At 56.0% G+C, this 12,464-nt stretch carries 10 protein-coding genes and 1 pseudogene; 8 read left to right on the top strand and 3 right to left on the bottom strand.

Features of this window, described 5'->3' with window-relative positions; genetic code table 11:
* From ACHFGA_RS08135 to ACHFGA_RS08105, 7 genes and pseudogenes are all read left to right on the top strand, one after another.
* Nucleotides 1–144 (top strand): annotated as a pseudogene (locus ACHFGA_RS08135) (prolipoprotein diacylglyceryl transferase); the annotation flags it as partial.
* Between the two features lie 72 nt (nt 145–216).
* On the top strand, nt 217–1,647 hold the full coding sequence (gene pyk / locus ACHFGA_RS08130) for a pyruvate kinase (RefSeq protein ID WP_394281896.1): 1,431 nt from the start codon (nt 217–219) through the stop codon (nt 1,645–1,647).
* A 323-nt stretch (nt 1,648–1,970) separates the two neighbouring features.
* On the top strand, nt 1,971–2,978 hold the full coding sequence (locus ACHFGA_RS08125) for an ABC transporter substrate-binding protein (RefSeq protein ID WP_394281895.1): 1,008 nt from the start codon (nt 1,971–1,973) through the stop codon (nt 2,976–2,978).
* A complete protein-coding gene (locus ACHFGA_RS08120; protein ID WP_394281894.1) occupies nt 2,978–4,114 on the top strand; it encodes a FecCD family ABC transporter permease in 1,137 nt (378 codons plus the stop codon). Before ACHFGA_RS08125 ends, ACHFGA_RS08120 begins: the two co-directional genes overlap by 1 nt.
* A complete protein-coding gene (locus ACHFGA_RS08115) occupies nt 4,111–4,875 on the top strand; it encodes an ABC transporter ATP-binding protein (protein ID WP_394281893.1) in 765 nt (254 codons plus the stop codon). The genes ACHFGA_RS08120 and ACHFGA_RS08115 overlap by 4 nt, the downstream gene beginning before the upstream one ends.
* 12 nt (nt 4,876–4,887) lie before the next feature.
* Nucleotides 4,888–5,694 (top strand): class I SAM-dependent methyltransferase, encoded by an 807-nt coding sequence (locus ACHFGA_RS08110; protein ID WP_394268184.1) that lies wholly within the window; start codon nt 4,888–4,890, stop codon nt 5,692–5,694.
* Between the two features lie 55 nt (nt 5,695–5,749).
* Nucleotides 5,750–6,928: an ABC transporter substrate-binding protein gene (locus ACHFGA_RS08105; protein ID WP_394268183.1), complete on the top strand. Its 1,179-nt coding sequence runs from the start codon at nt 5,750–5,752 to the stop codon at nt 6,926–6,928.
* Between the two features lie 79 nt (nt 6,929–7,007).
* Here ACHFGA_RS08105 and ACHFGA_RS08100 read toward each other — a convergent pair whose 3' ends face one another.
* The 3 genes from ACHFGA_RS08100 to ACHFGA_RS08090 form a co-directional block, all read right to left on the bottom strand.
* Nucleotides 7,008–9,395, bottom strand: coding sequence for a glycogen/starch/alpha-glucan phosphorylase (locus ACHFGA_RS08100; RefSeq protein WP_394281892.1), 2,388 nt, complete (start codon nt 9,393–9,395; stop codon nt 7,008–7,010).
* Nucleotides 9,396–9,482: 87 nt separating this feature from the next.
* A complete protein-coding gene (locus ACHFGA_RS08095; RefSeq protein WP_394281891.1) occupies nt 9,483–10,739 on the bottom strand; it encodes an amidohydrolase in 1,257 nt (418 codons plus the stop codon).
* Nucleotides 10,740–10,796: 57 nt separating this feature from the next.
* Nucleotides 10,797–12,137, bottom strand: a complete 1,341-nt coding sequence (locus ACHFGA_RS08090; protein ID WP_394281890.1) for a DUF4921 family protein — start codon at nt 12,135–12,137, stop codon at nt 10,797–10,799.
* Nucleotides 12,138–12,167: 30 nt separating this feature from the next.
* On the opposite strand from ACHFGA_RS08090, the gene ACHFGA_RS08085 reads away from it, so the two are divergent.
* A partial coding sequence (locus ACHFGA_RS08085; RefSeq protein WP_394281889.1) for a hypothetical protein occupies nt 12,168–12,464 on the top strand: 297 nt, incomplete at its 3' end.

The raw sequence follows: 12,464 nt of genomic DNA, 5'->3' as shown, positions 1-12,464 counted from the left end.
ATGATCCTCGGCCTGCGCGTAAATACGTGGGTATCGGCTATCGCATTTATCGTCGCTTTGATCGTTTTCTTTAGGCTTCCACGTGGTCAGGAGACTCCCGAAGAGGTGGATCCGCGCCAAGCGAAGGACGAGAACAGCAGGTAGTCTGGGTTACTGTGAAGGTCTTTTCAGCACGTACCACTGAAAAGTCGTATTAAAGGGAGTAGGTTGGTAACTGTGGATAGACGAACAAAGATCGTATGTACTCTTGGACCAGCGGTAGCGAACAAGGAGGCCATCGTCGGACTTGTCCGCGATGGCATGAATGTCGCCCGCATGAACTTCTCTCACGGTGATCACGCTGATCACGAACAAAATTACAAGTGGGTGCGCGAAGCTACCGACGAAACCGGTAAAGCTGTCGGCATCCTCGCTGACCTCCAGGGCCCGAAGATTCGCCTTGGCCGCTTCAAGGAAGGCGCAACGGTATGGGCGACTGGCGAAACAGTCCGCATCACCGTCGATGACATAGATGGCACGCATGACCGCGTGTCGACGACCTACAAGAACCTCGCCCGTGACGCCCAGCCTGGCGACCGTTTGCTTGTCGACGACGGCAAGGTCGGCCTGATCTGTACCGAGGTCGATGGCAACGACGTGGTCTGCCGCGTCACAGAGGGTGGCCCTGTCTCGAACAACAAGGGTGTGTCCCTGCCAGGCATGGACATCTCGGTGCCTGCCCTGTCGGAAAAGGACATTAAGGACCTGAAGTTTGCACTCGAACTGGGCGTGGACTTTATTGCCTTGTCGTTTGTGCGCTCCCCATCAGATGTGGACCTAGTCCACGATGTGATGGATGAAGTCGGCCGCCGCGTTCCTGTGATCGCGAAACTGGAGAAGCCTGAAGCTGTCGACGCACTCGAGTCCATCATTTTGGCATTCGACGCCATCATGGTTGCTCGTGGCGACCTCGGCGTGGAGATCGCACTGGAGCAGGTTCCACTGGTGCAGAAGCGTGCGATCCAGATCGCACGTGAAAATGCGAAGCCAGTGATCGTCGCAACGCAAATGCTCGATTCGATGATCGACAATTCCCGCCCAACCCGTGCGGAAGCGTCGGACGTTGCCAACGCCGTCCTCGACGGCGCAGACGCAGTCATGCTCTCCGGCGAGACCTCCGTCGGTGTGGACCCGCACAACGTTGTGCGCACCATGTCGCGTATCGTCCGCGTTGCAGAGAACACCGGCCATGTGCCACCGCTGGTGCATATCCCACGCACCAAGCGCGGCGTGATCTCTTACTCTGCACGTGACATCGCAGAGCGCCTCAACGCGAAGGCCATGGTTGCGTTCACCACCTCTGGTGACACCGCTCGTCGTGTGGCACGCCTGCACTCGAAGCTGCCACTGCTGGTCTTCACGCCACGCCAGGAAGTCCGCTCCCAGCTCGCGCTGACGTGGGGCACTGAGACCTTCCTGTGCCGCGAAGTCACCGGCACCGACGACATGATCAAGGTTGTCGACGAAGAACTGCTTGACTTCGAGGACTACAACGAGGGTGACACCATGGTGGTCATCGCAGGTACCCCTCCTGGGGTTGCCGGCACCACCAACATGATCCACGTCCACCAGCTGGGCGAGGACACCAAGAACCCGAAGTTCCGCTAAAACTCTTTAGCGACCAAAAAGCCCGCTGTTCAGTCGTCTGAACAGCGGGCTTTTATGTTTGACTTTCCAAGCCCAATCGCCCATCATTGAAGATAAAGGATTCAATTGAATAACAGAATGCTAGATAATGTGCTTTCAACGCAATGGAGCTGATTGTGATGGGAAGGAAGAGGATCGCAGCCCTGTGTGCAGCAGCTGCTTTAATTTTGACTAGCGCGTGTTCGACCTCGGAGGAACCGTCTGGCGCGGTAGGAAATAGCGCGTCGGGCGTCGAAATTTCTACGGAATCGACCGCATCATCCAGTAATGATGCACTCCGGACCGTGACAGATTCATTAGGGCGTGAAGTTGAGGTTCCCGCTCGAGTGGAAACGGTGGCCACGCAAGGTAGTGCGGCGCGGAATGTTATTTACGCTGGTGGACTGGACAAAATCGTGGCAGTGACCGAAACGGACCAAGGCCCTGATGTGGGCGCACCATATAAGTACGCGGGGCGAGAGATATTTGAAGACCTTCCTGTCACCGGACCGGGCGGCCCTGCACAGACAACTTACGAAGAATCTCTCATCGAGGTAGACCCTGACCTTATGGTGACCACCTGGTCAGATCCCGCTATGCTCGATCAGATCCAAGACCGGACCGGTGTTCCAGTTATCGCAGTGTCAGACCCGGCCCCTGACTACTCCGCATTTTCTGAAGTTAATGCGGAAATGATTCTCTTGCTTGGCGAGCTTCTCGGCACCGAGGAGCAATCCCAAGCCCTTGTTGACAAAATCCAAGAATGGGAAAAAGACCTGACCGAACGGGTGGCGGATCTTTCCGAAGATGAAGTTAAGACCGCATATACAGGTGCCGTAAGCTTCCGAGGCGCGCACGGGTTTGCAGGTACAAGGGCACACTATATGCCGTTCGACACGGTAAAAGTGATTAATGTTGTCGACGAAACAGGTCAGGATGGGCCGTTCCAAGCGGACCTTGAGAAAGTTCCTGAGTGGGACCCAGACTTCATCTTCCTCAACCCAGCGAACATGGATCTTGTCAACGAGGACTACGCAAACAACCCAGAATTTTTCGACAGCCTGACTGCCGTGAAAGAGGGGCGGGTGTATTCTCAACCGTCGTTCATTTGGAACGCACTAAACCATGAGATGGCTGTCGCGAACACATATTACGTTGGCAAAGTGGTCTATCCCGAGCGTTTTGCGGATGTGGAGATGGAACAGATTGTTGACGAGGTCTTTAGGGCTTACCTTGGGATGGAATACGCAGATCTGCTCAAACAAGAGGGGCTCTGGTTTCAAGAACTAACCTTGGGTGAGGATGTTCAGTAGTGGGAGCCGTAAACGACACGCCGAAACTTGCGCTGGGGACTTCAGCCAGAGCCCACAAGCTTGCCAAGAGCGAAAGAGATGATGCGACCTCTCGCTACAAGGGATATGTAGGAAAGAAATGGCAAGTTATTGTCATCGCAATCCTCATCTTGCTAGTAGCAGCGCTCCTATCTGTTGGAATGGGATCTGCAACGATGACCATTCCCGAGTCAATCGGGGCGCTCTTTGGCGGAGGCAATGAACAGACTCAAAATATTGTCACCCGCTTGCGTCTACCCCGGGTTTTAGTCGCAATAGCAGGAGGATTTGGCCTAGCTATTGCTGGCGCAGCTTTTCAACGTGTATTGCGAAATCCATTGGCCTCGCCGTCTACATTGGGCGTTGCGCAGGGAGCTAGCTTCGGCGCATCGATTGGCATCGTCGTTTTTGGGGCGGGCACTACTGCCGGTGTCTTAGCTGCGAGTCCCGTCCAGATCGATAACCCATATATTGTGACGATCTGTGCCTTTAGCGGGGCGATGCTGTCGACGATTGTCATCCTCGGGTTGTCAAAGTTCCGCCAGATTACACCGGAATCCATGGTGCTTGCCGGCGTCGCGCTATCATCTATCTTCTCGGCCGGTACCACCTTGGTGCAGTATTTTGCCGACGATGTTCAAATTGCCGCGGTAGTGTTTTGGACGTTCGGTGACCTAGGGCGCGCCTCGTATCGTGAAATTCTGCTCGTCTTCATAGTGGTGGCTGCAGCAGCTATTTATTTCCTTTATAACCGCTGGAATTACAACGCGATGGAAAGCGGAGAGACCACGGCAATCGGTCTTGGCGTCAACGCGAATCGGGTGCGCCTCGGAACCATGGTCATGGGAACCCTTGTCACATCGGTGGTGGTGTCGTTTGTGGGGATCATCAGCTTTATCGGCTTAATTGCACCACATATCATGCGACGCTTCATCGGCTCTGATCATCGCTACCTGATCCCAGCTGCAGGCGTTGCCGGTAGTTTGTTGCTCCTGCTGTCTGATTTGACCGCGCGGATGCTGATGGCGCCCATCATTTTGCCAATTGGTGCAATCACATCGTTCCTTGGTGGGCCGATGTTCCTGTATTTGCTATTTAGGGGAGTTAATCGCCGATGATTACCGCAACGGATATAGATTTTTCCTTCAAAAACGGGCGTCAGATTCTGCACAAAGTCAGCGCAAGCGTATCTCCTGGTTCTTTTAGCGCAATTCTAGGTAACAATGGTGTGGGTAAATCAACATTTATGTTCTGCCTTAACCGGATTTTACGTCCTACAGGGGGAAAGGTCGTCTTGACAACCGGTAAGGCTCCCCGTGATGTCGCAGACCTGTCCAGGATGGATCTTGCGCGAAATATCGCCTTCGTTGCACAACATAGCCACGCGGGACGTTTGACCGTGTTTGACGCTGTGCTGCTGGGAAGGCGGCCACACATTAACCTTTCTCCATCGGAGAATGATTATCAGCTTGTCGAGAAAGCAATAGCGCGAATTGGCATTAAAGACCTTGCCTTGCGTTATGTCGACGAGCTTTCGGGTGGTGAATTCCAGAAGGTCATTTTGGCTCGGGCATTAGCGCAAGACGCCAATATTTTGCTTCTCGACGAGCCGACGAACAACCTAGACCCGCACAATCAGCACGAAGTCATGCGCGCTGTCCGAGAGGTCGTTGATGAAGACCAGATCGCCGCTGTAGCGGTAATGCATGATCTGAATCTGGCTGTCAGGTTCTGCGACTCATTCGTTTTCCTCAAAGAGGGGAGTGTGTATGCCCACGGTGGAATTGAAACTGTCACACCGGAAACTTTGCAAGCGGTGTATGGGATCACCGCTGATGTAATCGAACACAAGAACCGCACTGTTGTCGTCACGCTTTAGAAAGGTATTTGCGTGTTTACTCTCGAAGAAATTCAAGAAAAATGGGCTGAACCTGCGCCCATCAATGCAGCGATGTGGGATTCCCAGTCCACGCGCCCAAATTACAATACTGTCCCAGATATTTCCTCTAATGCTTTTCTGACGCGGCTGCAGCAGCGTGGATGGTTGCACGAGGAGGCGGAGATACTTGATGTCGGATGTGGAGCAGGTGCATACAGCATGGCCTGTGCTCCTTTGGTCAAAAGATCCGTCGGCACTGATTTATCAGAAAAAATGATCGCCGCCGGTAGGACAATGCTCGAGCAGCACGAGATATCCAACGTAGAGCTAAGGTGCGAAAATTGGCACGAGGTTGATCTGGATGAACGCGGGTGGCGTAATAATTTTGACCTAGCTTTTGCACGCAACACTCCTGCTCTTAGCTCGAGCAAAGCATTAGAGAAACTACTGGCAGCGTCAAAATCACACTACGCGATGAGCTCACCGACCAGCATGCGTGATTCGCTTGTCGACGACCTACATGATGCTCTCGGTATCCAGAACAGCAAGCCGAGCCACGGATCAATTCTTCTCGCGCTTAATGAATTGCTATTGCGTGGTTACAAGCCGGAACTTGAATACGAAGATGCCGAATGGGTCAATGATCAAACGGTCGATGTTGCTGTGGAGTTCTATTCAGGCCGACTTGGCCTGGATCACAAACAACGTGAACAGCGAGAACCAGCGATTCGCGCGTTCATGGAGAAACGTGCTGTCGATGGAAAGGTCCGGTCGATCACTACGACGACGATGGTCCAAATTTTCTGGAGCCGCAAATAAGAGACTGTTACTCGCAATTAGACATTTGACCCCCGATCCATAAGGAGAACATCTCATGAAATTCCTACCCAAAAAGTCCTTGCTTGCAGCGGGACTAGTAGCCACGCTCTTCGTGACGTCTGCTTGCGGAGACAATAACGACGCTGCCTCATCAACATCGACCGGTACTGCAACGCAGACAGAAGCCCACGCCGAGTCCGACACCTCAACGCGAGTCATAACGGACGCGCTCGGCCGTGAAGTTGAGGTGCCGGTAAGTGTCGATGAAATCGCTACCCATGGCACCGCAGCACGGATGGTTATTTACGCTGGCGGCTTAGACAAGCTATCGGTCGTGGCCGAGGGTGACCAACGTGACAATGTGGCCATGCCCTATGCATATATCAACCATGAGGAGCTGAAAGACCTCCCAATAGGTACGTCAGGTAAGTCTGCGGACCCTATGTATGAGGAGCAGATTATTGAACAATCGCCAGACATTATTGTCTCGTCCTCTGCAGATGCTGGATTCCTTGACGAAATGCAGGAGCGAACAGGTGTCCCAGTTATCGCGCTTTACGAGACGATTGTCCAGAACAACGTTTTCGACGAAGAGATCATCCGCATGATCAATTTGCTTGGTGAATTGATGGGCACCGAGCAGCGGGCCTTGGAGGTCACCACCGCTATGAAACAGTGGGGAGCTGACCTAGAGGAACGAGTTGGTGACATCCCCGAAACGGAAAGGTTAACTGCCTACACGGGCGCAGTTAACTTCAATGGCGCTCACGGCGTCACCGGTTCCTACGCGAAGTACATGCCATTCGATTTGGCAAACGTGGCGAACGTTGTCGACGAGACCGGCCAGGAGGGCGCATTCCAGATTGACCTGGAGAAGCTCCAGGATTGGAACCCTGACCTCATCTTCTTGAATCCGGCGAATATGGACTTGGTGAACGAAGATTATAATGAGAACCCAGCGTTCTTCGATAATCTGACGGCTGTACAGAATGACCAAGTGTACTCCCAGCCACCGTATATTTTCTCCGGCACCAATTTTGAATTGGCTATCGCGGATACTTTCTATGTAGGAAAAGTTGCTTACCCAGAGCGTTTCGAAGACGTTGACATGGAAGAATTTACTGACGAAGTCTTTGAAGTGCTACTCGGTCAATCCTACTCGGACAAACTAAAGGAAGCTGGCCTGTGGTTTAATCCGCTCACCTTCGTGGAAGACCCAACCTCGCAAGAATAAAAGTGCTTATTTTTCTGCAGCTGCAGAAAACCAGACCGCCCGCAGCGATTCAGTTCGCTGCGGGCGGTCAAAGTTCTACTTACCCGATCGGAGTTGGGTCGATCTTCCAGACCTCGTCCGCGTAGTCGCGGATGGTGCGGTCAGAGGAGAAGCGGCCGGACTCGCAGATGTTCACCCAGCACATGCGTGCCCAGTGCTGCGGATCCTCGTAGTACTCCTCGGCCATGCGGTCGCGGGTGGCGCGGTAATCCTCAAAGTCACCCAGGACGTACCAGGTGTCTGGGGTCTCCCAGCCGCCGCCATCTAGCAGGGAGGAGCGGATGTCGTGGAAAGCGCCCGAATCATTGTCGTTGAGGGTGCCGTTGGTCAAGGCGTCGAGGACGCGCTTCACACCAGGGACGTTCTCGTAGACGTTCTGCGGGTTGTAGGTCTTACGCAGCTCAGGCAGCTCGTCTTCCTTCGCGCCGAAGATGTAGGCGTTTTCTTCGCCCACAGCCTCTGCGATCTCCACGTTGGCGCCGTCGAGGGTACCCAGGGTCAGTGCACCGTTCATCATGAACTTCATGTTGCCGGTACCGGAGGCTTCCTTGCCTGCGGTGGAGATCTGCTCGGAGACGTCGGTTGCCGGAATGATGTGCTCGGCAGGGGAGACGTTGTAGTTCTCCACAAACACTACGGACAGGACCTTGGACACCTCTGGGTCATTATTGACCAGCTCGCCGATCTCATTGATCAGCTTGATGATGCCCTTCGCACGGGTGTAGCCAGGGGCGGCCTTCGCACCGAAGATGAAGGTGCGGCGTGGCACGGTCTCGCCATCTTCCTTAATGCGGAAGTAGAGGTCCAGGATATACAGCGCGTTCATCAGCTGGCGCTTGTACTCATGCAGGCGCTTGATCTGGGTGTCGAAGATGGACTCAGGGTCCACCTCGATGCCCTGGCGCTCGAGGATCCAGTCCGCGAAGTCCTTCTTGTTCTCCACCTTGATGGAGTTGAGTTCCTTCATGACCTCTGGGTCATCGGCGTACTTGCGCAGCTCCTTGAGCTGGTCCATGTCGGTGACCCAGTCGTCGGAACCCGCAAGGCGGTCCAGCAGCTCGGACAGGCGTGGGTTGCACATGCGCAGCCAACGACGAGGGGTCACACCGTTGGTCTTGTTGTTGAAACGCTCTGGCCAGATGTCGAACCAGTCGTTCAGCGTGTCGCGCTTCAGGATCTCGGTGTGCAGGGCCGCCACGCCGTTGATGGAGTAGGAGGCGTAGCACGCGATCCACGCCATATGAACCTTGCCGTCGTGGACCGGGGACATGCGGTGCGCACGATCCGGCGCGATGCCACGCTCGTGCATATCGATGCGGAAGCGGCGATCAATCTCCAGGCAGATCTCCCAGATGCGCCAGAACAGCTGCTTGAAGATGGACTCATCCCAGGTCTCCAAGGCCTCGGTGAGCACGGTGTGGTTGGTGTACGCGAAAGTCTGCGTGGTGACAGACCATGCTTCATCCCAGCCCAGGCCGTGATCGTCCATCAGCAGGCGCATCAGTTCTGGGATCGCCAGCACAGGGTGGGTGTCATTGAGCTGGATGGAGTTGTACTTGTGGAAATCGGTCAGGTCCTCGCCGTGGTGCTCGATGTAGTTGTCGATGAGCTCCTGCAGGGATGCGGACACGAAGAAGTACTGCTGGCGCACGCGCAGCAGCTTGCCCTGGTAGGTGGTGTCGTTCGGGTAGAGCACGCGGCACAGGTCGTGGACCGCTTCGCGCTCGATGATGGCATCGGAGAAGCGCTGGGAGTTGAAGGCGTCGTAGTCGAACTCGCGCATCGGCTCAGAGTTCCACAGGCGCAGGGTGCCCACGTTGTCAGTGTCATAGCCGGTGATTGCCATATCGTGTGGCACGGCACGGACAGTCATGTCGTCGAAACGCACGATGCGCTGCTGCGTGTTGCGGCGCACGAGGAATGGATAGGCCGATTCCTTCCATGCGTCAGGATGCTCCTTCTGGAAACCGTCGACGAATTCCTGGCGGAACAGGCCATAGCGGTAGAGCAGGCCGTAGCCGGTGACGGGGAAGTCCTGAGTGACGGAGGAGTCTAGGAAGCAGGCTGCGAGGCGGCCGAGACCACCATTACCTAGCGCAGCATCGTTTTCTGCTTCGAGCACGTCCGTCAAGTTGTGCCCGTTGGCCTTAGCGGCCTTGGCGGCTTCGTCGACGAGGCCGAGGTTGGTCAGGTTGTTCAGCAAGGCACGGCCCATCAAGAACTCCGCAGACAGGTAGGACTGCTTGCGGGTGGCGTTGTATGCCTTGTTGGTTGCCTCCCACTTGTCTGCGATTTGTTCTTGGACTGCGGCGGCAAGGCCGGCCCAGAACTTGTAATTAGTTGCTGACTGCGGCGACTGGCCGGAGTAAGCACGTACATGGCCACCGACGGTGGTCTCTAATGCAGGCGGGGTAGCAGGCTGGTTCATATAATTACCTCACGTAATGGGAAGATATTGACCGTACAGTGTGTGAGTCTACCAAGTATTCTGGCTATTTCTCGGCTATAGATAGCACTATTCGACGGCGAGGTAGGACAACACAGCTGCCGCTGCTGCATAGGTGGTCGTGTATACAGTCGGTTCGTAGTCGGGCAAGAATGTATTCATGTGGTTGACCGGCACGTCTTCAGTGACGCGGTTACTTGCCACCGCAGCATCCCACACCTCGGCCGGAGTGCATCCCACCACCCAATACAAGTAAGGGGTGCCCAACGCGAGGGGGATATTCGCGAAGTCCTCGGACACGGTGCGTCGTTCAGCGTCCACGGACATGGCGCCGAACACCGCGTCGAAGGTGCCTCGGACCTGGGAGAAGACCTCCGGTGAATTATCGATCAACTCGCCGTGGGCGAAGAACTCCAAACGCGGCGTTTCCTCGACCCCGGAGGCTGCGCATTCCGCCTCCACGACACGGCGAATGGCGGCGTAGACCCGGCGCTTCACATCGTCGTTGTAGAAGCGGCAGTTCAGTACTAGTTCGGCGTGATCCGGGATGATGTTATTCGTTGTCCCAGAGCGCAGTGTGCCCACGGACACGACGGCGAATTCGTTGGGGTCAACTTCGCGGCCCACGATGCCCTGGAGTCGGATCACCACCATCGCTGCAATATAGGTGGGGTCAATCGCCTTATTCGGCATCGACCCGTGCGCGCTGCGGCCGGGGATCAGGATGCGGATGGAGTCGCAGGCCGCGAATTGCGGGCCGGGCTTAGTTTGGACCTCGCCTGCGCGTCCCGGCATGACGTGTTGCGCCATGCACACATCCGGTTTCGGGATCCGTGTGAGTAAGCCGTCGTGCACCATTGCGGTAGCGCCCATCGCATTTTCTTCGGCGGGCTGGAAGAGAGCGATGAAGGTGCCGGCCCATTCGTCGCGGGTGCCGTCGATCAGTGCGCACGCACCCAATAGGGCGGTGGTGTGCATATCGTGACCACAGGCGTGCATGACGCCGACCTGCGAGCCGTCGGGATTCGGACGCACACGCGTGGATGCGTAGGGCACGCCGGTTTCTTCTTTGATCGGAAGAGCGTCGAAGTCGGCGCGGAAAAGAACGGATGGCCCCTCTCCGTTACGGAAGACTGCCACGATGCCATACCCGCCGATCGGCGCAATGATCTCGCAGTCAAAGCGCTCGAGTTCTTGGAGGATGCGACGATGCGTCTCATGCTCGTGTCCCGACAGCTCTGGGTGCTCATGGAACCACTCGTAGGTTCCACGCTGCCACGCCAAATCGATATTGTGAGTCTGCAGGATACGGGCAATACTCGGCATGGTTGATCGGCCTCCGGTGCTAGACGACAATTCTTCCCACGACGATAGCGAAACCTACTACGTCAGATGCAGCATCGGGTTATATCGCAACACGTTCGTCGCCGCCGAACACTCCGTGGCAATGCGTATCGACGATTCGATCTTGCCTTCGTCGCGCAACTTGTACATCGCACTGACCACCCGATCGCGCAGGTCAAACGGTGAAATCGTGTTCACGTACACCTTCGTGCCGCCCTCAAACCCGGCCAGGGTGGACACGCGCCACTTCAGGTTAATGCGCCACGGCATCGGCATATCCAAATCCACAGGCTTGTGGTGCCACTCCTCATTGCAGGCGATATCAGGGCCGGTGGCGGCGTGCGCGGCGTGCAGCAGGTCCGACATGCCACGCACCTCCTCCGGGGCTTGCAGCCAGGGCTCTGGAACCGCCGACTTCGAGTACAGGCCCAAGGTGGGGTAGCGGTGGCCAATGCCCGCGATGAGGATCGCGTAGTCATTCTCCGCGATTACCAGGTTGTGGTAGCTGGCGTAGTTGACGGCCCACTCGTTGTACATGTTCGGATTGGTGCGCAGCTTCTGGATTTCCATGTCCGTCTGCACGCCACGCTCATCGATCGCTACCAGCTGCTTGTGCAGGTGGTCGAAGGAGGCACCGGCGGCAGACAGCCAGTTCTGGAACACCACCACGTACGGGGCGTAACGATTATTGTCATACAAGTCACGCATCGCGTCGATCGTAAAAGCGGTAAACCCGTAGTGCTCATCCGGTGTCATCGTGCCCGAGGAAGCCAGCTGCGAATCATCCGTGGCCCCATCAACATAGTGGCGTGAGGACACAATCACATCGTGGCCGCCGGCAAAATAGGTCGGTGCCTTCGCAAGCAGCTCTTCATCGGTCATCTGGTCGCCCTTGCCGTTGCCTGAAGCGTTGAGGCGGGTGCGCACGATATCGATTACGTGCTGGCGGCCGCGCTCGTCGGAAATGTAGCGCTGCATCTGGAAAGCGGTATCAGAGGCCATCTCATACTGATAATTTTCTACCCAGTAGTCATAGGACACGATCTCGAAGAGGTTAGGTACTCGTCGAAAAGCGGCGTCGGTCTGTTCCATTTCGTCCGGAAGCAGGCCGCGCAGGATATGCCAATCGCCGTCGCTGCCGCGCACCATGCGTGACTTTTCCGGCGGCGTCTGCAGCGGGTTGCCGGAGCAAAAGGCGCAGGAGTGGGTGAAGTCCTCCGGCTCGAGCGGCTGCGTGTCCTTCTTCGGTTTCGACAGGGGACGATTGCCACGCCCGGGCACCGTCCACACCTGGGTTCCAGAGAAGGGGTTGATCTGTTTAATTGTGCCGTCCGCCATCGTGGAGAGGGCTTCGCGGTAAGAATGGATTGGGAACGTCATACTAACCAGACTATTAGCTAGTCTTGGAACATGCCTTCAATCCAGTTTGATGTCCTGATCCCGGACCAGCCTGAGTCCGCGGCTTCTGAGCTTGTGGACGCTTTTCGACGAGCGGTCGAAATCCTTGAAAAACACGAGATGCTGAGCGACGGCGCAGTCGCCCACACCCCAGGCCAACAGTGCGAAGACTTTACGGTGGAGCAGCTGCGCAACGTCTACCGCGATGAGCGCGGCGAAGACCCGGACGAGGCCAGCATGCACCGCATCATCGTCACAGCAGACAATGTGCGCTCCTATAACCAGCTGGCGATGGGGCTGTCTCGCATC

Origin of the sequence: Corynebacterium sp. (assembly GCF_043426755.1) — a bacterium.
Taxonomy (GTDB): Bacteria; Actinomycetota; Actinomycetes; order Mycobacteriales; family Mycobacteriaceae; genus Corynebacterium.
The sequence above is the reverse complement of the archived record's forward strand: the minus strand, read 5'-3'. Positions and strand labels throughout refer to the sequence as shown.